At 69.6% G+C, this 21010-nt stretch carries 17 protein-coding genes and 2 tRNA genes; 5 read left to right on the plus strand and 14 right to left on the minus strand.

The window, feature by feature from the left end:
• Positions 1-71 precede the first annotated feature (71 nt).
• Both OO62_RS10160 and OO62_RS10165 read right to left on the minus strand, forming a co-directional pair.
• Positions 72-794 (minus strand): class E sortase, encoded by a 723-nt coding sequence (locus OO62_RS10160; protein ID WP_033266981.1) that lies wholly within the window; start codon positions 792-794, stop codon positions 72-74.
• A gap of 39 nt (positions 795-833) precedes the next feature.
• On the minus strand, positions 834-1604 hold the full coding sequence (locus tag OO62_RS10165; protein WP_033266982.1) for a DUF881 domain-containing protein: 771 nt from the start codon (positions 1602-1604) through the stop codon (positions 834-836).
• A gap of 216 nt (positions 1605-1820) precedes the next feature.
• Between OO62_RS10165 and crgA the strand changes: the two genes are divergently transcribed.
• Positions 1821-2078 (plus strand): cell division protein CrgA, encoded by a 258-nt coding sequence (gene crgA, locus OO62_RS10170; protein ID WP_033266983.1) that lies wholly within the window; start codon positions 1821-1823, stop codon positions 2076-2078.
• Positions 2079-2313: 235 nt separating this feature from the next.
• Here crgA and OO62_RS10175 read toward each other — a convergent pair whose 3' ends face one another.
• Both OO62_RS10175 and OO62_RS10180 read right to left on the minus strand, forming a co-directional pair.
• Complete coding sequence (locus OO62_RS10175) at positions 2314-3222, minus strand: rhomboid family intramembrane serine protease (RefSeq protein ID WP_033266984.1); 909 nt, start codon at positions 3220-3222, stop codon at positions 2314-2316.
• Between the two features lie 114 nt (positions 3223-3336).
• Positions 3337-3864 (minus strand): peptidylprolyl isomerase, encoded by a 528-nt coding sequence (locus tag OO62_RS10180; RefSeq protein ID WP_033266985.1) that lies wholly within the window; start codon positions 3862-3864, stop codon positions 3337-3339.
• A 411-nt stretch (positions 3865-4275) separates the two neighbouring features.
• On the opposite strand from OO62_RS10180, the gene OO62_RS10185 reads away from it, so the two are divergent.
• The gene (locus tag OO62_RS10185; RefSeq protein ID WP_033266986.1) at positions 4276-4995 is read left to right on the plus strand and encodes a DUF5324 family protein; all 720 of its coding nucleotides are present in this window, start codon (positions 4276-4278) and stop codon (positions 4993-4995) included.
• Positions 4996-5139: 144 nt separating this feature from the next.
• Here OO62_RS10185 and OO62_RS10190 read toward each other — a convergent pair whose 3' ends face one another.
• Both OO62_RS10190 and OO62_RS10195 read right to left on the minus strand, forming a co-directional pair.
• The gene (locus OO62_RS10190; protein ID WP_164993281.1) at positions 5140-6375 is read right to left on the minus strand and encodes an alpha/beta hydrolase family protein; all 1236 of its coding nucleotides are present in this window, start codon (positions 6373-6375) and stop codon (positions 5140-5142) included.
• Positions 6376-6587: 212 nt separating this feature from the next.
• Complete coding sequence (locus OO62_RS10195; RefSeq protein ID WP_033266987.1) at positions 6588-7985, minus strand: serine hydrolase domain-containing protein; 1398 nt, start codon at positions 7983-7985, stop codon at positions 6588-6590.
• A gap of 141 nt (positions 7986-8126) precedes the next feature.
• On the opposite strand from OO62_RS10195, the gene OO62_RS10200 reads away from it, so the two are divergent.
• Complete coding sequence (locus OO62_RS10200; RefSeq protein ID WP_033266988.1) at positions 8127-8828, plus strand: TetR/AcrR family transcriptional regulator; 702 nt, start codon at positions 8127-8129, stop codon at positions 8826-8828.
• 191 nt (positions 8829-9019) lie between these two features.
• Here OO62_RS10200 and OO62_RS10205 read toward each other — a convergent pair.
• Positions 9020-9092 (minus strand) — tRNA-Ala (locus OO62_RS10205).
• Between the two features lie 127 nt (positions 9093-9219).
• On the opposite strand from OO62_RS10205, the gene OO62_RS10210 reads away from it, so the two are divergent.
• Positions 9220-9768, plus strand: coding sequence for a helix-turn-helix domain-containing protein (locus OO62_RS10210; protein WP_033266989.1), 549 nt, complete (start codon positions 9220-9222; stop codon positions 9766-9768).
• 48 nt (positions 9769-9816) lie between these two features.
• Positions 9817-11160 (plus strand): serine/threonine protein kinase, encoded by a 1344-nt coding sequence (locus OO62_RS10215; RefSeq protein WP_033266990.1) that lies wholly within the window; start codon positions 9817-9819, stop codon positions 11158-11160.
• A 24-nt stretch (positions 11161-11184) separates the two neighbouring features.
• Here OO62_RS10215 and OO62_RS10220 read toward each other — a convergent pair whose 3' ends face one another.
• The 7 genes from OO62_RS10220 to gyrB form a co-directional block, all read right to left on the minus strand.
• The gene (locus OO62_RS10220; protein WP_228332487.1) at positions 11185-12627 is read right to left on the minus strand and encodes a hypothetical protein; all 1443 of its coding nucleotides are present in this window, start codon (positions 12625-12627) and stop codon (positions 11185-11187) included.
• 68 nt (positions 12628-12695) lie between these two features.
• Entirely contained in the window at positions 12696-14585 is a 1890-nt protein-coding gene (locus tag OO62_RS10225; protein ID WP_051732961.1) for a vWA domain-containing protein, read from the minus strand.
• Positions 14586-14829: 244 nt separating this feature from the next.
• Positions 14830-14964 carry a DLW-39 family protein gene (locus OO62_RS37755; RefSeq protein ID WP_003958712.1) on the minus strand — a complete coding sequence of 45 codons (135 nt, stop codon included), beginning with the start codon at positions 14962-14964 and terminating at the stop codon, positions 14830-14832.
• Between the two features lie 190 nt (positions 14965-15154).
• A tRNA-Ile gene (locus OO62_RS10230) sits at positions 15155-15228 on the minus strand.
• Positions 15229-15316: 88 nt separating this feature from the next.
• Positions 15317-16012, minus strand: a complete 696-nt coding sequence (locus OO62_RS10235) for a DUF3566 domain-containing protein (protein ID WP_077192933.1) — start codon at positions 16010-16012, stop codon at positions 15317-15319.
• Between the two features lie 15 nt (positions 16013-16027).
• Positions 16028-18628, minus strand: coding sequence for a DNA gyrase subunit A (gene gyrA, locus OO62_RS10240; RefSeq protein ID WP_033266992.1), 2601 nt, complete (start codon positions 18626-18628; stop codon positions 16028-16030).
• A gap of 50 nt (positions 18629-18678) precedes the next feature.
• Positions 18679-20733 (minus strand): DNA topoisomerase (ATP-hydrolyzing) subunit B, encoded by a 2055-nt coding sequence (gyrB, locus tag OO62_RS10245; protein WP_033266993.1) that lies wholly within the window; start codon positions 20731-20733, stop codon positions 18679-18681.
• Positions 20734-21010 lie beyond the last annotated feature (277 nt).

A 21010-nucleotide genomic window follows, 5' to 3' on the forward strand; every position in this document is an offset into this window, starting at 1 on the left:
TCCCCTTGCCGATGCCGATGACGATGTCGATTGCGACACCAGAGTAAGGGGCGAGGGCGGGCGCAGGGGGGTCAGCCGGTCAAAGCCGATGGCCTTCCCTGGGCGACGGGTTGAGTGGCATCGAGGTGTGCCCAGGCGATCAGCCGGTGGCTGTGGCCCCATTCCGGCTCGCACGTCGTCAGCGTCAGATAGCGGCCGGGGCCGTTGAAGCCGGACTTCCGGGGGACGGGGTCGATCACCCCGATGTCACCGGGCAGCGTCGTATAGGGCCGGTTGTCGATGCGGTAGGTGAACCAGGTGGTGCCGTCGGTGAGGACCACGGCGTCGCCGGGGCGCAGCTCCGGGAAGTCCTTGAAGGGGTCGCCGTAGGTGCGGCGATGGCCGGCGACGGAGAAGTTGCCGACCTCGCCCAGGTGCGCGGTGGTGTCGTAGTGGCCGAGGCCGCGCTGCAGGACGTCGGTGCCGGTGCCTTCGAGGACGGGCTTGGCCCAGTCCGGACCGAGGCGCGGGATGTACATGACGGCGAAGGAGGCGCCCGGTGCGTAGCGGCGGGGCCGTGCGGCGGGGGCCGGGTGTTCGCCGGGGGCCGGCGTGCGGCCCGGGGCAGCCGCCGGTCCGGCCGACCACTGGTGCTGGAGCCTGCCGATCTCGCCGTCCATGGCGCTGTCGGCGCGCACGCCGGTCCAGAGGAGGAGGTAGACCACGAAGAGGACGATCAGCGCCCCGGCCGTGACGCAGATCTCGCTGAGCGTCCGTACGAGCCACCGCACCGTCGTCCGGCTCCGCACCGTCATTCGGCCCCGCCCCTCCCCGCCGCCCCGCGGCGCGCGGGGCTACGGCTTCACAGGCTGTGCGTAGTGGAGATCCACTGTGCCGGAGTAGCCGGGAAGAGTCATCGCCTCGTGCTGGTCGACTTTCCAGCCCAGGCCGTAGGCATTGACGTACTGCAGGTAGTTCTGGATGGCGGGGGAGGCGGTCAGCGCGTTGTTGAGCGCGTCGCGGTTGCCCACGGCGGTGACCTTGTACGGCGGGGAGTAGACCCGGCCCTGGAGGATCAGGGTGTTGCCGACGCAGCGCACCGCACTGGTGGAGATCAGCCGCTGGTCCATGACCTTGATGCCCTTGGCCCCGCCGTGCCACAGGGCGTTGACCACGGCCTGGAGGTCCTGCTGGTGGATGACCAGGTCGTTGGGCTGCGGCTCGGGCACGCCCGGGATCTTGGCGGTGGCGTTCGGCGGGGCGTCGGTGAGCGTGACGGTCACGCCCTGACCGGAGAGCGGCTTGGTGCCGGCGCTCTTCTCCAGCGACTTGAGCTTGGCGTCCTCGGCCTTGGAGCTGCCGTTGTCGCGCCGCGCGAGGGCGTCGACCTCCTCGCGCAGGGTGGCGTTGCGGTCGTCCTGGGCGCCGTTCTTGTGGCTGCGCTCCTGGATGAGGTCGGACAGCCGCAGCATGGAGTCGTCCGAGCGCAGATTGGTGCCCCGCGCGGTGTCGAAGCTCAGCCAGAACAGCATCCCGGCGAGCGCGAAGACCACCAGCGTGAGCAGCCGCACGGGCCGCAGACGGGGCCGGCCGGGGCGAGGTGAGGAGTCAGCGGAAGTGCTCAACGTACCCTTGCTCCTTACGACGCCGCGGAAGCACTACGCTAACGGACGCCCGGGAAAGGAATCCGCTCCCCATCACGTCCGCACCCTGGCGCACCTCGTACCTCCCCCACGCGGAGGGAGTTCCCCTACTCTCGGCTTCACCGAGCGGGAGGTCCCCCCATCCCGCTCGAGCGACGTCGCGAGTGGGGGAGCAGCGCATCGACAGGAGAGTTCCTCGTGCCGAAGTCACGGATCCGCAAGAAAGACGACTTCACGCCGCCGCCGGCGAAGACCACCACCAGCCTGAAAATGAATTCAGGCCGTGGCTGGGTGGCGCCGGTGATGCTGGCGATGTTCCTGATCGGGCTCGCGTGGATCGTCATGTTCTACGTGTCCGAGGGGGATCTGCCGATCGCCGCCATGGGCAACTGGAACATCGTCTGCGGCTTCGGCTTCATCGCGGTGGGGTTCGGCGTATCGACCCAGTGGAAGTAGCGCAAGCCCTGCCCAAGGCCATCCACACGGTTATCCACAGCCGGGGAAAACTTCAGAAGATCTGTGGATAACCTTCCGGAGGTTGACGCCGGTGTGATCGGCGGCACCCGTTCCCGACCGCCCTCTCCCCCTGCCCTTCCTGGGGAAATGCAGGTCAGAGCGTCGGGAACACAGGTTCCGCACCGCATGCACAAGATCGGCCACGCACTGTGGACAACTTGACGGTACGGACTCCTCAGCCCACCAGCTGAAGGGTCCGTACCCACACCACCGCACCGATCGCGAGCAGCGCCAGCACACAGGTCGCGACGTGGATCACGGCCCGGCGGTCACGCGGCGCGTGCACCATCCCGAACGCCACGGCGGCACCCACGACGAGCCCGCCGACGTGCGCCTGCCAGGCGATGTTCGGCCACAGGAACGTGAAGGCCAGGTTGAGGCCGAGCAGGATCAGCACCGGCTTCATGTCGTAGTTCAGCCGCCGCAGCAGCACCGCGGTCGCGCCCAGCAGTCCGAAGATCGCCCCGGACGCGCCCAGCGAGGGCTGGTTCTGCGCGGCCAGGAGGTACGACAGGGCGCTGCCGCCCAGCCCGGAGATCAGGTAGAGCGCGGTGAACCGCAGCCGGCCGAGCGCGGCCTCCAGGGGCGGGCCCAGCCACCACAGGGAGAGCATGTTGAACGCGATGTGCGGGATCTGCTGGTGCAGGAACATCGCGGTCACCAGGCGGTACCACTCGCCCTCGGCGACGCCGACCAGCTGATAGCGGTTCGGATCGAAGGCGAGCCCCAGCAGGTCGAGCCGGTCGACCAGCTCGGCGCCGGACGCCAGCACGGCGAGGAACACCGCGACGTTGAGGCCCAGAAGGATCTTGGTGACCAGCCGCGGATCGGCCGCGATCGTGCCGCCCGCTATCGTGCGCGGCACCGTGGCCTGCGGTGCGTGGCCGGTGCCGCTGCCGCCGCGTACACACTCCTGGCACTGGAATCCGACCGAGGCGCTGACCATGCAGTCCGGGCAGATCGGCCGGTCGCAGCGGGTGCAGCGGACGCCGGTCGGGCGATCCGGGTGGCGGTAGCAGCCCTGCGGGCCGTCGCCGCCGCGCGCGTCCTGCGGCTCCTGCGGGCTGCCTGGCACCTGGTCCATCGGTCCCCTCGTCCTCTTCCGTGTCCGGGGCGCGTCAAACACACCGCCCCGCCCGGAGTACGACCGGGCGGGGCGCAATGGTTCCCCGGACCGCTCCGGGGCACAAGACGCGGCTCAGCGGGTCTCGACGACCACCGACTCGATCACCACGTCCTGGACCGGGCGGTCGGTGCGCGGGTTGGTCTGGGTGCCGGCGATCGCGTCGACGACCTTCTTGCCCGCCTCGGTGCTGACCTCACCGAAGATGGTGTGCTTGCCGGTCAGCCACGCGGTCGGCGAGACGGTGATGAAGAACTGCGAGCCGTTGGTGCCCGGGCCGGCGTTGGCCATGGCCAGCAGGTACGGCTTGTTGAAGGACAGGTCGGGGTGGAACTCGTCCCCGAACTCGTAGCCGGGGCCGCCGGTGCCGTTGCCCAGCGGGTCGCCGCCCTGGATCATGAAACCGCTGATCACCCGGTGGAAGACGGTGCCGTCGTAGAGCCGGTCCGTGGACTTCTTGCCCGTCTCCGGGTGGGTCCACTCCCGCTCGCCCTTGGCGAGCTCGACGAAGTTCTTGACGGTCTTGGGTGCATGGTTCGGCAGAAGCCGAATCTCGATGTCGCCCTGGTTCGTCTTCAGGGTGGCGTAGAGCTGCTCAGCCACGATCAACCTTCCATAAGTCTTCGCTGACGGTCCCCGATCCTCGCACGAACCTCCCTCCCGCCATCCGACCACCGCCCACCGATGCGCTTCGCGCGTATTTTCTGTGGCGCCCGGCCGCCCCCGCCCCGGCCCCGCCCCGGTCCTGCCCCGCGGCCCCGCCCGGATGCCGGTCACCACCCAAGGCGCCACCTGTACCAGCCTTTGTACGGATATCAGGCGCCGGAACCGGCAAACCGTGGCATTGTCGTCAAGGAGGCTCGGGAAGCGTCCGTAATGACCCGGATGCCCGCTCTCACATGCCGTACGAGCCGCGAGCGGGCATGATCTTCAAACGGGTGGACAGGCGACACAGCAGACATGGGGGACCAACCCCCATAGCCCCCGGACCACGCCACCGAGGAGGAGGATCCCGTGACCCGCAAGGACAGCGTGCGCGCCGCGACCGATACGGCGAAGGACAGCGTGCGGCACGCCGCGGAGGTGGTGGCTCCGTATGCCGGTACGGCCAAGGACGCCGCCGTGCAGTACACGCACGAGGCCCGTGCGCGGCTGGCCCCGAAAGTGGCCGAAGCCGCCCACCAGGCCCGTCATCAGTACGACGCGCATCTCCACCCGCGTATCGAGCATGCCCGTGGCGCCCTGCCCCCCAAGGTGGACGCCGCGGCGACCCGGGCGGCCTGCCGTACCCGCAAGGCGGCCCACCAGGCCGCCGAGTACACCGCACCACGGCTGGAGCACGCGGTGACCAGTGCCCGGGCCGCGGCCGAGCCGGTGCGCGAGGAGGTCGTCACCCGGGGCAGCGCCGCGCTCGCCGCGCTCCGCGGCCAGGTGACGGCCGCCGAGATCGCCAAGATCCAGAAGAAGCATGGCCGCCGCGCCAAGTACGGCAAGTTCGCCAAGCGGCTGGCCGTGCTGGGCATCCTGGCCGGCGGTGCGATCGCCGCCTGGAAGTGGTGGGACAAGCAGGCCAACCCGGACTGGCTGGTCGAGCCGCCGGCCCCGACAGAGGTCAGCGACCGCGGCCGGCTGAGCGCGGTCGACGGCAGCGAGGGAGCCTCGCTCGACCCCGAGGTCCAGGCCAAGCAGGCCGAGGCGGAGGCCGACGAACGCGGCGGCGGCACCACGGCCTGAGCAGCGGCCGGCCAAATTTTCCGGGCCGTGTCCCCGCCCCTGCGAGGGCGGTGGGCGCGGCCCGGCCGCACACGGCTGCCGCTACGCCCCGGCAGGGCCGCGCGTGATACCCCGTCAGCGCCGCCCCGGCAACGAAAAAGCCCCTCAGCGAGCCTTGTCGAACTCGCGCACTATCTGTGGCAGGGCCTTCAGGACCGTCGCGCTGTGGTCGAACTCGCCGACATCACTGAGCTGTTGGTCAGCCCCTTTGGCGGTCAGCTGGCGCCGGCAGCGCAGGGAGTTCGCAAAGGAGACGTCCTTGTCGCCCCTGGCGTGAAAGAGGTGCACCGGGACGTCGGGCCGCCAGTCACACGTGCTGTCCATCACCCCCAGTTTGCGCCGCAGATCCCCCGTGGGGTGGCGCACCTTCTGAAGGAAGGCTTCGGTGAACAGTTGCTTCGAGGTCCTGGGCAGTGCGGCCGCGAGCTCCGACGCCTTGTGGTCGCCGTCGAACAGCGTCTCCACCTTCTTGTCGTAAGGCGCTCGGAACGCCTGGTCCGGGGCGCCGTACAGGCCATACATCCGGTTCCACGCGGTCGCGAAATAGGCGAGGTAGAGCGAGGACCGTTCGACCTTGTCGTCTGCCGCGGCGGCCTCGAAACCGCTCAGATCGAACGGCCCGGCGACCGGGGCGAGGACACCCGGACGGAAATACGGATCGACGCCCTGCTGCAGGGCCCGCCCGACCAGCATCGTGGCGGGGCCGCCCTGGGAGAACCCGCTGATGAGTACGCGCCGGTCGAGGCCGCGACCCTCCCTGCGGGCGAACGTACGTGTCGCCCGCAATGCGTCCACCGAAGCCGTAACGGTTGCCTTCGGGTTCCCGTACGGATGGATTCCGGGGCCTTTTCCCAGGCCGAGGTAGTCCGGGGCAGATACCGCGCGCCCGGTCGAGGCGAACAGCAGCGCCGTGGCCCGGTCGCGAGACTCGTCGTTCACCGAGGCCACCTCTCCTCGGTACACCTCGGTGCCGTGCAACCAGGACACGACCCGAAGGCCACGTTCGTCGTTCTTGGGCATCGCGACCAACTCGCTGGCCGTGGTGGGCTTGCCCTTGAAATCGACGGTGCGATACACGATCCGGTCAGCCCGCACGCCGTAGCGGACCTGTGTGGCATCGATACCCTCCTTGGCCACGCGGGCTGCGACCTCCTTGGCGTCCAGGTCCGCCACGGGAATCACGGAGACCACCGCACCGCGCGTTGCGGGATGCTGGTGAGCAGGCGGGGAAGAGCGCCGGCTGTCGTCATCGCACCCGGCCGCCGCCAGCACGGTCACGGCACACACCAGGGCGAGGGCGGCGTGCTTGACTGAACTTCCGTCGAACCGAGAAATGCTCATGGCTGGACTCTGCCGTGCCCGGCACACTCGGCGCATTGCGACCAACACCCCACTCAGCAGGGGGTTTTCCCTACCTGCGTGGCCAACCCTGAGCATCTGGTCCATGGCCTGGCACCCGGGCGAGCTGAACGGTGCGCACGGAGCCGGCCAACTGCGGCGGGGCGGAACAGTGTGACCCCTGCCGCTTGACGAAGGAGATAGGCGCCCCGGCATCACGCCACCTTCGGCGCCGCCCGCATCCCGATGTAGCAGCACTCCGTGCCGTCGCCCAGCGTCGAGAAGACCACCGGCATGTAACCCTCGCTGAACGAAGGGCCCGCGCCCGTCCCCGCGAAGACGGACTCCGTCACGGCGTACAGGTCCACGTCCAAGGGCGGCGAGAAGTCCTTCATGCCGTCCACGAACTCGTAGACCAGGTGGGGCGCGCCCTCGCGCTCGGAGACGGTGATGACGACACCGGCGCGCTTGTACGTCCCGACGTACCGCGAGAAGTCCACCACCGGTGGCTGCGCGGGCGGTTCGAAGGCGTCCGGCATCCGCACGCCCGCAAGATCACCGAGCAGTTCACGGAAGAGCGCCGCGTAGAGTTCGCGCGCGCCGCCGCCGTTGGTGAGCAGCGCGACGGCCACGCCCGCCTGCGGGACCACGCGGAGGTAGCCGTACTGGCCGATCGCGGCGCCGTCGTGGCCGTACCCCGCGATGCCGTCCCAGTCGTAGAGGGTCCACCCAAGGCCCCAACCGTCCGCGCTGACCGTCCACTTGTCGGGCACGTCGGCCACCCGGCGCTGCATCAGCTCGACGGTCTCGGCGCCGAGCAACCGCGTCCCGTCGGGCGCCGTGCCGCCGTCGAGGTGCATCTTGGCCAGGCGCGCCACGTCACCCGCCGAGACCAGGACCCTGCCGTACGGGCCCGCCGAGCGCGGCATCAAGTCCCAGGCGGGGGCCGGGTCCGGGTACTGGCCCGGCTCCCCGAGGTGGCTCATCGCGACGCGGTACGAGAGGGCCTCCTCGGGCAGCGTCATGGAGCGCTCGAGGCCGAGCGGGGTGAAGAGGCGGTCCTTCAGGGCCTCGTCCCAGGTCTGGCCCGTCAGGACCTCGATGATGCGGCCGAGGACGTTGTAGCCGATGCCGCTGTAGGAGACGGCGGTGCCGGGGCGGCAGTCCAGGGCGACGTCCTTGGCGGCCTCGACGTACCGGGCGAGACAGTCGTCGCCACGCCCGGCGTCATAGGTGAAGTCACAGGTCAGCCCACTGGTGTGGGAGAGCAGCTGGCGGGTGGTGATGGTCCGCGTGGCCTCCTCGTCGGCCGTCCCGAACTCGGGGACGATGTCCTTCACCGGCGCGTCCAGGTCCAGTTCACCCGAGTCGACGAGGCGCATGATCAGCGTCGAGGTGTAGACCTTGGCTATCGAACCGGACTGGAACACCGAGTCCGTCGTCACCTCCACCCCGGTCCCCCGGTGCAGCACACCGCTCGCCAGCTCGTGGACCTCCCCGTCGACAAGCACCGCGAGCGCGGCCCCCGGCACGTGGTGGGCAGCACGCAGCTCGTCGAACCGGGCCTGCCAGTGCGCGAGGTCGAGGCTGCGGTCGAACTTCTTCTCCGACATGGGGACCCCTTCGATGCGTACGCTGTTCTCTTGATGCGCACACTGTACGCATCGAAGATCGATGTGCGCAAGATGCGCACGCCGTGCGCTACCTTGATGGCGGCGCCGGACGCATTGGCGCCGGACACACGAGGAGGCCCCATGCCCGCCGACGAGAAACCGATCGCCTCGGTCTGGACCCGCCCACGCCGCCAACGCGAGCAGCTCAGCCGCGAGCAGATCGTCACGGAGGCCGTCCAACTCCTCGACACGGACGGCCTGGAGTCCCTCAGCATGCGCAAGCTCGGCACCCGGCTCGACGCGGGCGCCACCTCGCTCTACCGCCACGTGGCCAACAAGGACGAGCTCATCGAGCTGGTCGTCGACGAGGTCTACGGCGAGCTCGAGGTCCCTGCCGCGGACGCGGCGGACTGGCGGACCCCGGCCGCCCGCAGCGCCTACAGCCTGCGGGCGATGATCCTCCGCCACCCCTGGGTCGCCTCCGTACTCGGCCAGGTCGGCCTCATCCACCTCGGTCCGAACGTGACGAAGATGTCGGAGCGCATGGCTGCCGTGTACAGGGCGGCCGGTTTCCCCTCGGACGAGACCGGGCACGCCATGAAAACGGTCATCTCGTACGTCATCGGAATGGCGACCAGTGAGGCCGCGTACCTGTCGCTGATCGCCCGAAGCGGCAAGAGCGAGCGCGAGTTCATCGAGAGCCTGCGGTCCGCCGGCGAGGAGGGTCCGCAGGCCGAAGACCCCGAAACGGCCCGCGACGAGACGTTCGACTACGGGCTCCGGCGCGTACTCGACGGCCTGCAGGTGCGGCTCGGCGAGATCCCCGGCGACGCCGCCGAATGATCCTGACGGTGAGCTGAGTCACGATCCTCGAACCACGTCTCAAGCGGGGGAGCGCAGGCGGCCCCCAGCACTGCAATCACAGGCCACCGCAGGCTTGCGTCAGCATCACTGTGCTGACACGTCAGCACGGAAAATGGGGACAAAAACACCCCTCTGACTGCGTTTATGCAAGTCAGAGGGGTGTAGTGGAGTGGAGCCTAGGGGAGTCGAACCCCTGACATCTGCCATGCAAAGACAGCGCTCTACCAACTGAGCTAAGGCCCCTTCGCGGACCAGGGTACCCGGTGTCCGGCACCTTTCCCGACCGGGTATCGCCGCACCCCGTCGCTCTCCGTAGGATGCTTCGCGAGATTCGCGGCAGCGAAGCGACCGGGGAGACAGGGGAGACGGTATGGACGCAGCACAGCAGGAAGCCACCGCACGAGCCCGGGAGCTGCAGCGCAGTTGGTACGGGGAGCCTCTGGGAGCGCTGTTCCGCCGTCTCATCGACGATCTCGGCCTCAACCAGGCCCGGCTGGCCGCCGTGCTGGGCCTCTCCGCCCCGATGCTGTCCCAGCTGATGAGCGGACAGCGGGCGAAGATAGGCAACCCGGCCGTGGTCCAGCGGGTCCAGGCGCTGCAGGAACTGGCCGGTCAGGTCTCGGACGGCAGTGTGAGCGCCGCCGAGGCCACCGACCGCATGGAGGAGATCAAGAAGACGGCGGGCGGCTCGGTGCTCAACAACACCGCACAGCAGACGTCGTCGACCGGGGCGACCACGGTGCGGCGGGTGGTCCGGGAGATCCAGTCGCTGCTGCGATCGGTGTCCGACGCCGGCGACATCATCGATGCGGCGAACACCCTCGCCCCCACTCATCCCGAACTGGCAGAGTTCCTCCGGGTCTACGGTGCCGGCCGCACCGCGGACGCGGTCGCCCACTACGAGGGGCACCAGAACTAGCTCCACGGCCGGCCACAGGGGACGTCGCGAGAAAGCGGACGGGGCGCAATGGGTGAGATCTTCGCCGGTCGGTACGAGCTGATCGATCCGATCGGCCGAGGGGGTGTGGGCGCGGTCTGGCGCGCCTGGGACCACCGGCGCCGTCGCTACGTGGCGGCCAAGGTGCTGCAGCAGAGCGACGCGCACACGCTGCTGCGGTTCGTCCGCGAACAGGCGCTGCGGATCGACCATCCGCATGTGCTGGCCCCGGCGAGCTGGGCCGCCGACGACGACAAGGTGCTGTTCACCATGGATCTGGTGAACGGCGGCTCGCTGGCCCACCTGACCGGCGACTACGGCCCCCTGCCGCCGCGGTTCGTGTGCGTGCTGCTCGACCAGTTGCTGGCCGGGCTGACCGCGGTGCACGCGGAGGGCGTGGTGCACCGCGACATCAAACCGGCGAACATCCTGCTGGAGGCCACCGGCACCGGGCGTCCGCACCTGCGGCTGTCGGACTTCGGCATCGCGATGCGCAAGGGCGAGCCGCGGCTCACCGAGGCCAACTATGTGGTGGGGACGCCCGGTTATTTCGCTCCCGAGCAGATGCTGGGCGCCGAACCGGACTTCCCCGCGGACCTGTTCGCGGTCGGCCTGGTCGCGCTCTATCTGCTCACCGGGATCAAGCCGGACGCCGAGGAGCTGATCGGGCACTTCGCCGACCACGGGATCCCGAACGCGCCCGAGGACGTACCGGAGCCGCTGTGGCAGGTGCTGGCGTCCTTGGTGCACCCCAACCCGGACTGCCGCTTCAAGACGGCCACAGGGGCGCGCAAGGCGGTTCTGGCCGCCGTGGAGATGCTGCCGGAACCGACCGTCGAGGAAGAGATCGTCGAGGTCTTCGACCACATCGGCCCGCTGCCGGCCGGATACGGTCCGGACGGGCCGCCGAAGACCAAGGGGACCGCCGGGGAGCCGACGTCGGGCGCCGCGCTGGGCACCGGCGTCCTCGGGCACGGTTCCCTGTCGGACACCGGGAGCTTCCAGCTCGCGCCGCCCGGGCCGAGCACCCCGCCGACACCCACGCCCACCCCGACACCGGTACCCGGCCCCGCTCCGGCGTCCACACCGGTGTCCACGCCGGTGCCCGTGCCGATGCCGCAGTCGCCGCCCCCGCCTCCGGCCTACGAGCCGACCGCCGCGGTCCACCACGAGAACCCGGCGACCCGTCCCTACACGGCCGGGCCGCACCCGGTGCCGGGGCAGCCTCCGGTGGGCGCACTCGCGAGCGCGCCCGCCGCGGCGCCGCCGGCCCCGTACCGGAGACCGGGACCGCCCCCGAAGGTCGCGGTCCCGGTGCTGATCGTGGCGCTGCTGTGCATCGCGGTCGGCGTCTGGGCGCTGCTCTCCGCCTGACGGGTCCGTGGCGGCTGCCGCGGGCTACCAGCCCTGTGGGGGCCGGAACTGCTGCTGATGCGGTGTCTGTTGTCCGGGCCGTCCCGGCTGCGTCGGCCGGTTTGACGAGGAGGACGGGGCTGCCTGAGTGGTGGCCTGCGGCAGCGGCGCCGGCCCGGTGCCCGGCCCCGCTCCCGGCCCCGCGAGGGCCCGCGCCGCCGACCGCCGGGCCGCCAGGGTCCAGGCGCCCAGCCCCGCCAGCAGCACCGACCCCGCGCCGATCCCGGCGTAGCCGACCGTGGTCAGCGTGCCGCTCTTCGCCGCCTCCTCCGCGGTCTGGCCGTTGCGCGCCATCTCCTGGTCCTCGGGCGTGACGGAGAAGGTGCCGGCCGGCTCGGCGTAGCCCGGCCCGGCCTTGGCGGTACCCCGGACGTCCACCCGGAGGGTGAGCTCCGTGCCCTTGGAGAAGTAGCGCGCGGTGTTGGGACTCAGGCTGACCGCGAGGTAGTACCACCCGGCGAACCGCATCGCATTGACCGAGTCCGTCGGGTTGAGGCGGTTGCCGTAGTCGACGGGCGCGGTGAACGTCGGGGCGACGGCCGGCTTCCCCTCGTACGGGACGAAGTTGGGCGCACCGACCGCGCCACGGGCCGGGTTGTAGACGGCCAGCCCGAGCGCGCTCGGGAGGAAGTCGGTGGCTCCGGACGAGGCGTTCGGCAGCTCCGCGCTCAGATTGAGCCGCTGCCCCCAGTCCACCGGCACCCGGTAGAAGCGGGTCTCGCCGGGCTTGATGTGGTCCTTCCAGACACCGGGGGCGACCGAACCGGCGTCGTTGAAGCCCGTGCCGCCCCTGGCAGTGCGTTTCGTGGGGTCCGTGCGTGGGGCCGGTGTCGCGGTGCTCCAGCTGCCCGGTGCCGGCCGTGCCGGGGCCGCGCCCTTGAGCGGGGGCTCGTCGAGGTGGTTCAGCTCGATCGGCCAGGGGTCGGGCCCTGACGTGGCCGAGCCCTCCCGCCTGACCACCACGTAGTACGGGCCGGCCTTCTGACACTCCGTACGGTCGGCACCGATGCGTCGGGCGGCGTAGTCCGCGATCGGATACGCCATGCCGCCGCCGCTGAAGGACGGCGTGGCGTCCGGCCCGCAGGACGTCCCGCTGCTGTCCTGGATGCTGATGGTGAGCTTGTCCTTGTAGTCCTCGACCTTGGTGCCCGGCGGGGGCGCCGCGACCGCCGAGAAATACGCGGTGTGCTTGGCGTCCAGGGTGACCGCGTAGTACTTCTGCTCACCCCGCTTGATGGCGTCGGTGTGCAGCCCGGGCGTGAGCTGCGGGGCGTCCGCGGCACTGGAGGTGCCGCGGACCTGTGTGGCACCGCTCGCCGTCCGGTAGCCGGGGAGGCTTTCGGCCCGGGCCACCGCCATCGCCCCCGGCAGGGCCGTTCCCGCGGCGAGCGCCGCCAGGACGGCAACCGCTCTGCGTCCGTGTTTCACGTGAAACATCGTCCGAGTCGTCCTGCGCCCCGTCACCACGAGCCACCCCTCATCGGATCCGCATTCCCCTAGGCCACCGGCTTCCTGCGGGCGCGTACGTAGGCCAGCACGAGGCCGGCCAGCAGCAGCACGCCCACGCCGCCTACGGCGAGCGCCACCACGCGTCCGGTGGACCATCCTCCACTGCCGCCCTGCGCGCCGTCCGGCGAGGGCCCGGATTCACCGGCCGCGATGGCGGAGGTGCTGGTGGCTGCCCCCGCCTCGGGCCCGGACTTCTCCTTGCCCAGCACCGCGACCCGCAGCACCACACCGATTTGCGGGTGCTGTGCGATCTCGGAGGCTTTGGCGCCCAGCGTCACCGCGATGTAGAAGTCGCCCTTGTCGTGTACGGGGATGACATCGGGGTGCCCCTCATAGCGGTTGGTCCAGGCGACCGGGACCGTTCCCATGCTGAGGGAGGTCAGCCGTCCGTCGTAGGGCACATGCGGGTCGAACAGACCGGTGCCGCTGCCGACCGGTGTACGGAACGGGGTGTAGACCTGGGTGCCGCCGTAGGACGTGGTGGAGCTGTGGCCCTTGACCGTCGGCTCGTTGGCGAACTCCACGTCGTAGCGCAGCTGCTGGCCCCAGCCGACCCGCACCTTGTACCAAAGGGTCTGGGCGGGCAGCACCTTGTCCCGCCAGACGCCCGGGCGCAGCGCGCGGGCGTCGTTGAAGCCGGTGCCGCCGGTGGTGTCCCGGGGCGCGGTGGTGGGCAGCGTGGCGTCCTTGCCGCCCGCGCCGTACTCCGGCGCCGACTGGGCGGGCGTGACGCCCTTCTTCAGCGGATGTTCCACGTGAAACGTCAGCTCCATCGGCCACCGCGTGGCGTCCGAGCCCTTGGCGGCCCGGCGCTCGACGACCAGCCAGTACCGCCCCGCCTTGTCACAGGAGCCGTAGCCGCTCTGCGAGGGGACCCGGCTGACGCTCGAGGTGAGCGGTGTCGCGCCTTCCGTCTGCCCGAACATCCCGGTGTCCGACTCGCAGGTGCCGTCGGTGCCGTAGGCGATCCGGGTGCGCAGCCTGTCGAGCAGGCCGACGGTCGCACCGGGCTGCGGCACCACGGTCGCCGAGAAGTCCGCCGTGGAGACCGCGTCCAGCCCGACGGCGTAGTAACGCTCTTCGTTCGGTCCGATGGAGTCCAGATACTGGCCGGGGCCCATGCTCGGCGCTCCGCCGCCGTCCGCCGTGCCGTGGATACGCCGGCCCTTGAACCGGTAGCCGTCCACCGACAGTTGACCGGCGCGCTGGAGCTGGCGGGCGAGCGACGCGGCGTCAGGCGCGTCGTAGTAACGGCCGTTGCCGGCCTTGGCGAGGCACTCCAGCTGGGTACGGGCCTTGCCCGCCACCTGGAACCCGATGGCGTCGATGCGCAGATCCACCCCGGACGCCGCGAGTTGGGCGGCAACCTTGCACGGCGATGGCGCCTGGCAGTTGTCCTCGCCGTCGGAGATCAGCAGGATCGTCCGCTTGCCGGTCGCTCCCCCGGCGGGCGCGGGCAGATCCTCCGCCGCCTTGCGCAAGGAGAGCCCGATGGGGGTGTCGCCCTTGGGCCTGACGCCCGCGACGGCCCGTTTGAGGCCCGCCCGGTCGAGGGGAGCGACCGGCTGGGCGAGCCGGGTGTCGTCGCACCCCTTCGGCTTGTCGGCGCCGTAGACGCGCAGACCGACCGGGTACCCGGCCGGCAGGGCGTCGGCGACCGTGCCCACGGCTTTCCGGGCGGCGGCGATCCGGGTGCTGCCCGAGCCGTCGCTCCCTGCCATCGAGCCCGAGGAGTCGAGCACCATCACCATGCCGGAGCCGTCGGCGGGCGGTGCGGCCGCGGGTGCGGCCGCGATGGCCGGAAAGGGTGCTGCGGTCAGGGCCAGCAGCAGCCCGCCGAGCAACGCCACCGCCCCTCTGCGTGGTCGGTGTGCCATGCCTTGATCCCCCTTGTGTCCTGCTGGTCATGTCACAGTCAGAAGCTTTGCTGCTGCAATTTAATGGTGTGCTATAGCAAACTCAAGAGGATCTTCGTCACGGTCCTGCAACGACAATCAGCCACCCCGACCGACCCGCTCCGGCCCCCACCGTCACACCGCCCCGCCGGCCCCCGGACATACGAAACCCCGACCGCCCTAGGGCAATCGGGGTCCGTACGAACCTGCTGTGCGTTTATGGGTCTCAGACACCCGAACCTGCGGGCACGGAGTCGGTCGCCTCCGTCCACAGATCCTGCTCGGCGCGATCCGCCTGGATCTGGCGGTACACGAGGAGCCCGCCGATGGCGGCCAGTGCGACCAGGAGAAGCTTCTTCACCGCGCGACCTCGTCTTTCGTTGACGTAGGGGACCTATGTCGGCCGATGATACACACCGGTCGATATCGATTGGTTACCTAGCCCGCGGTCGGCAACGCCTCGTCCTCAGCGTCCGAACGCGGACCAACTTCCGCCTCCGTACAACGAATCGGCCCGGCCGGGGAGTTCCCCGGCCGGGCCGATTGTGCAGTGCGGCTACCAGGACTTGAACCTGGGGCCTCTTCCTTATCAGGGAAGCGCTCTAACCGTCTGAGCTATAGCCGCGCGTTCGCTGCACCGAAAGATTAGCGCACTTCAGAGGCGTTCCCAAAATCGGTTCCCCGGGGCCCGGGAACGCCCTCCCATCAGGGCCTCACTCGTCCTCGGCGAGAGTGAGCTCCACACCCCCGACGAGCCCCGCCGACAGGTTGTAGATGAAGGCGCCGAGCGTGGCCAGCGCGGTCGCCAGGACCACGTCGATCACCGCGATGATCGACGTGAACAGCAGCACCCGCGGCAGCGACAGGAACCCCTGGAGATCGAAGCCGCCGCCGTCGCCGTTGGCGGTGGCCTCGCTGATCGTCCCGCCGACCGTGGAGAAGACGCCCATCGCGTTCATGACCATCCACAGCACCGCGGCGGCCACGACCGTGCAGATGCCGAGCGCGATGGAGAGCAGGAAGCTGACCTTCATCACCGACCACGGATCGGCCCGGGCCACCCGCAGCCGGGCCTTGCGCGTCCGCGGGACCGTACGGGCGTCCGTACGCGGCCGGCGGGCCGCCTGCCCTTCTCCCTGCCCGGCGCCGCTGGGATACGCCTGAGGCGGCTGGTACGGCTGCTGACGGCCGTCCTGCGTCTGCCGGGGCCGGCCCTGAGGCTCAGGCTGCGGCTGCGGCTGACGGGTGTCTGTCACGGTTCCCCCCTGGTGCGGCGAGCCCTCGTCCCGGGGGCCGTTGTCGGAAATGGCGGAGCCACGGGCGCTGTCTTCCGTCACGGTAGCGGGCTCGGACGAGGAGTCCTTCGCTGCTCCTCGTCCACCCGCCGTAGCGCCCGTGGCTCCACTCACGACCTGCTCCTTGTGCTACTCCGCCGCGGGCTCGGTCTCCTCGGCCGCGTCGGTCTCGTCGGGCACCACGTCCCCGTCGACCTCTTCGGCCTCGCGACCCGCCTCGGCGTTCCGTGCGATGCCGACGACGGCATCGCGCTTGCCCAGGTTGATCAGTTGGACGCCCATGGTGTCACGGCCGGTCTCGCGCACCTCGTTGACCCGCGTACGGATGACGCCACCGCTGAGCGTGATCGCCAGGATCTCGTCGGTCTCCTCGACGACCAGCGCCCCGACCAGCGAACCCCGGTCCTCGACGATCTTGGCGGCCTTGATGCCGAGGCCGCCGCGTCCCTGGACGCGGTACTCGTCGACCGCGGTGCGCTTGGCGTAGCCGCCGTCGGTCGCCGTGAAGACGTAGGTGTTCGCGCGGACCACGTTCATCGAGAGCAGTTCGTCGCCCTCGCGGAAGCTCATGCCCTTCACACCGGAGGTGGCACGGCCCATCGGGCGCAGCGCGTCGTCCGTCGCCGTGAAGCGGATCGACTGGGCCTTCTTGCTGATCAGCAGCAGGTCGTCGGCGTCCGAGACCAGCTCGGCACCGATCAGCTCGTCGTCCGTGCCGTCCTCCTGCTCGCGCAGGTTGATCGCGATCACACCGCCGGAGCGGGGCGAGTCGTAGTCCTTGAGCGGCGTCTTCTTGACCAGGCCGGCCTTGGTGGCGAGCACCAGATACGGCACCGCCTCGTAGTCGCGGATCGCCAGGATCTGCGCGATCTGCTCGTCCGGCTGGAAGGCCAGGAGGTTGGCCACGTGCTGACCGCGTGCGTCGCGGCCGGCGTCGGGCAGCTCGTACGCCTTGGCGCGGTAGACCCGGCCCTTGTTCGTGAAGAACAGCAGCCAGTGGTGGGTGGTGGAGACGAAGAAGTGGTCGACGATGTCGTCTTCCTTGAGCTTCGTGCCCCGTACGCCCTTGCCGCCGCGCTTCTGCGAGCGGTAGTCGTCGGTCTTCGTGCGCTTCACATAGCCGCCACGGGAGATCGTGACGACGATGTCCTCCTCGGCGATCAGGTCCTCGATGGACATGTCGCCCTCGAAGGGCACCAGCTTGGAGCGCCGGTCGTCACCGAACTTCTCGACGATCGCGGCGAGTTCCTCGCTGATGATCTGACGCTGCCGCTCCGGCGAGGCCAGGATCGCGTTGTACTCGTTGATCTTGCGCTGGAGTTCGTCGTGCTCCGCGGTGATCTTCTGGCGCTCCAGGGCGGCCAGCCGGCGCAGCTGCATCTCCAGGATGGCGTTCGCCTGGATCTCGTCGATCTCCAGCAGGCCCATCAGGCCCTCGCGCGCCACCTCGACCGTCTCACTGCGCCGGATCAGCGCGATGACCTCGTCGATGGCGTCCAGCGCCTTGAGCAGACCGCGCAGGATGTGCGCCCGCTCCTCGGCCTTGCGCAGCCGGAACTTCGTCCGCCGGACGATGACCTCGACCTGGTGCGTCACCCAGTTGCGGATGAACGCGTCCAGGGAGAGCGTGCGCGGCACCCCGTCGACCAGCGCGAGCATGTTCGCGCCGAAGTTGGTCTGCAGATCGGTGTGCTTGTAGAGGTTGTTGAGGACGACCTTGGCGACCGCGTCCCGCTTGAGGACGATCACCAGGCGCTGGCCCGTACGCGAGGAGGTCTCGTCACGGACGTCCGCGATGCCGCCGATCTTGCCGTCCTTCACCAGGTCGGCGATCTTCTGCGCGAGGTTGTCCGGGTTGACCTGGTACGGCAGCTCGGTGACCACCAGGCACTGGCGGTTCTGGATCTCCTCGACCGCCACCACCGCGCGCATCGTGATCGAGCCGCGGCCGGTGCGGTACGCCTCCTCGATGCCCTTGCGGCCCACCACCAGCGCGCCGGTGGGGAAGTCCGGGCCCTTGATCCGCTCGATCAGCGCGTCCAGCAGCTCCTCGTGGGATGCCTCCGGGTGCTCCAGCGCCCACTGGGCGCCGGCCGCCACCTCGCGCAGGTTGTGCGGCGGGATGTTGGTGGCCATGCCGACCGCGATACCGGCCGACCCGTTGATCAGCAGGTTGGGGAAGCGGGACGGCAGGACCGTCGGCTCCTGGTTACGACCGTCGTAGTTGTCCTGGAAGTCGACGGTCTCCTCGTCGATGTCCCGGAGCATCTCCATGGACAGCGACTTCATCTTGCACTCGGTGTACCGCATGGCCGCGGCCGGGTCGTTGCCCGGGGAACCGAAGTTGCCGTTGGAGTCGACCAGCGGCATCCGCATCGACCACGGCTGCGCCAGGCGGACCAGCGCGTCGTAGATCGAGGAGTCGCCGTGCGGGTGGTACGTACCCATGACGTCGCCGACGACGCGGGCGCACTTGTAGAAGCCCTTCTCCGGGCGGTAGCCGCCGTCGTACATCGCGTACAGCACCCGGCGGTGGACGGGCTTGAGGCCGTCCCGGACGTCCGGAAGCGCACGCGAGACGATGACGGACATCGCGTAGTCGAGGTAGGAGCGCTGCATCTCCGTCTCGAGCCCGACGGGCTCGACGCGCATCCCGACGCCTTCGATGGCGGCGGGCGCGCCCTCGGCGGTCACGCCGTCCGGGGTCACAGGGGGGTTCTCGTCGGCCATGGTGGTTCAAAGTCCTTTCGAGCTGCGGCTGTTGATCGGGCCGACAGGGCTCAGATGTCGAGGAAGCGGACGTCCTTGGCGTTGCGCTGGATGAACGAGCGGCGTGCCTCGACGTCCTCGCCCATGAGCACCGAGAACAGGTCGTCGGCGCGTGCCGCGTCGTCCAGCGAGACCTGGCCGAGGACACGGTGGTCGATGTCCATGGTCGTCACGCGCAGCTCCTCGGCGTTCATCTCACCGAGACCCTTGAACCGCTGGATCGAGTCCTCGCGGATCCGCTTGCCGTTCTGCTTGCCGAGCTCGACCAGCGCGTCCCGCTCCGCGTCGGAGTAGGCGTACTCGAAGTCGTCCCGGCCCCACTTGATCTTGTACAGCGGCGGGCGGGAGAGGTAGACGTGACCGGCCTCGACCAGCGGGCGCATGAAGCGGAACAGGAACGTCAGCAGCAGGGTGTTGATGTGCTGACCGTCGACGTCGGCGTCCGCCATCAGGATGATCTTGTGATAGCGGAGCTTGCTGATGTCGAAGTCCTCGTGCACGCCCGTGCCGAAGGCCGAGATCAGCGCCTGGACCTCGTTGTTCTGCAGGATCTTGTCGACCCTGGCCTTCTCGACGTTGAGGATCTTGCCTCGGATCGGCAGGATCGCCTGGTACTCCGGGTTGCGGCCGGACTTGGCCGAGCCACCGGCGGAGTCACCCTCGACGATGAAGATCTCGCACTTCTCGGGGTCGTTGGACTGGCAGTCGCTCAGCTTGCCCGGCAGCGACGCGGTCTCCAGCAGGCCCTTGCGGCGGGTCAGGTCGCGCGCCTTACGGGCGGCCACCCGCGCGGTCGCGGCCTGGATGCCCTTGCGGATGATGTCCGCGGCCTCGTTGGGGTTGCGGTCCAGCCAGTCGTTGAGGTGCTCGTGGACCACCTTCTGGACGAAGGTCTTGACCTCGGTGTTGCCCAGCTTGGTCTTGGTCTGGCCCTCGAACTGCGGCTCGGCGAGCTTGACCGAGATGATCGCCGTCAGACCCTCGCGGATGTCCTCACCCGTGAGGTTGTCGTCCTTCTCGCGCAGCAGCTTCTTGTCGCGCGCGTAGCGGTTGATCAGGCCGGTCAGCGCGGCGCGGAAGCCCTCCTCGTGGGTACCGCCCTCGTGCGTGTGGATGATGTTCGCGAAGCTGTAGACACCCTCGCTGTACTGGGTGTTCCACTGCATCGCGAGGTCGACGGAGAGGTGCCGCTCCTTGTCCTCGGCTTCCACCGAGACCACCGTCGGGTGCACCAGCTCGCCCTTGCGCGAGTTGAGGTACTTCACGAAGTCGACGATGCCGCCCTCGTAGTGGTACCGGACCGCGAGCGGGTTGCCGTCCTCGTCCACGTGGTCGGGGCGCTCGTCCTTGAGCGAGATGGTCAGTCCCTTGTTGAGGAACGCCATCTCCTGGAAGCGCCGCGACAGCGTCTCGAAGCTGTACGTGGTGGTCTCGAAGATATCGCCGTCGGCCCAGAAGGTGACCGAGGTGCCGGTCTCGTCGGTGGCCTCGTGCTTGGCCAGCGGGGCGGTCGGCACACCCTGCTTGTACTCCTGGGTCCAGCGGTGCCCGTCCGTGCGGACCTCGACCGCCACCCGCTGCGACAGCGCGTTCACGACGGACACACCCACGCCGTGCAGACCACCGGAGACCGCGTAACCGCCGCCGCCGAACTTGCCGCCCGCGTGCAGCACCGTCATCACGACCTCGACGGCCGGCTTGTTCTCCGACGGCACGATGCCGACGGGGATGCCGCGGCCGTTGTCGACGACGCGCACGCCGCCGTCAGCCAGGATCGTCACGTCGATGGTGTCGGCGTGGCCGGCCAGCGCCTCGTCGACGGAGTTGTCGACGACCTCCTGCACGAGGTGGTGCAGACCGCGCTCGCCGGTGGAGCCGATGTACATGCCAGGACGCTTGCGGACCGCGTCCAAACCTTCGAGGACGGTGATCGCGCTGGCGTCGTACGACTTCTCCACCGCGGAGTCGCCCGTCGGGCCGACAGGAACCCCCTCTTCAGTAGAAGCCGTGTTGTTCTCGTTGAGGTCGCCGGAGTCGGCCACGAAGCGCCCTTTCTGGCACAGCACAAGCCATTCCGCGCCTGGGCGGGTCACCCCGGTGAGTCAGGCGGGAGCGGCTGCGTCGTTCGACATGTTCCGCGAGTGGGCGGGATTGCTACCAGTGTACCGGTGGCGCCGACACTCATGGGGGTTTGCAGGCACCTGAGTCGTCATGTGCCGCCCTGAACCGCCGTCCGCCGACTCCCCATATCCGAGACGGGGCCTCAGGACGCTCACACGGGCACTCAGCGCTTCCGGCTGTCAACCGGCGGCTACCGTGAGCGGAGTCTCACCCGTCTCAGGG

The organism is Streptomyces lydicus (genome assembly GCF_000717345.1).
GTDB lineage: Bacteria > Actinomycetota > Actinomycetes > Streptomycetales > Streptomycetaceae > Streptomyces > Streptomyces lydicus.

Excerpts from the sequence above, each read along its gene's own strand:
- OO62_RS10210 (WP_033266989.1), top strand. The coding sequence starts at position 9,220 with ATGGACGCAGCACAGCAGGAAGCCACCGCACGAGCCCGGGAGCTGCAG.
- OO62_RS10225 (WP_051732961.1), bottom strand. The coding sequence starts at position 14,585 with ATGGCACACCGACCACGCAGAGGGGCGGTGGCGTTGCTCGGCGGGCTG.
- OO62_RS10160 (WP_033266981.1), bottom strand. The coding sequence starts at position 794 with ATGACGGTGCGGAGCCGGACGACGGTGCGGTGGCTCGTACGGACGCTC.
- gyrA (WP_033266992.1), bottom strand. The coding sequence starts at position 18,628 with ATGGCCGACGAGAACCCCCCTGTGACCCCGGACGGCGTGACCGCCGAG.
- OO62_RS10195 (WP_033266987.1), bottom strand. The coding sequence starts at position 7,985 with ATGTCGGAGAAGAAGTTCGACCGCAGCCTCGACCTCGCGCACTGGCAG.
- OO62_RS10190 (WP_164993281.1), bottom strand. The coding sequence starts at position 6,375 with ATGAGCATTTCTCGGTTCGACGGAAGTTCAGTCAAGCACGCCGCCCTC.
- OO62_RS10215 (WP_033266990.1), top strand. The coding sequence starts at position 9,817 with ATGGGTGAGATCTTCGCCGGTCGGTACGAGCTGATCGATCCGATCGGC.
- OO62_RS10200 (WP_033266988.1), top strand. The coding sequence starts at position 8,127 with ATGCCCGCCGACGAGAAACCGATCGCCTCGGTCTGGACCCGCCCACGC.
- OO62_RS10175 (WP_033266984.1), bottom strand. The coding sequence starts at position 3,222 with ATGGACCAGGTGCCAGGCAGCCCGCAGGAGCCGCAGGACGCGCGCGGC.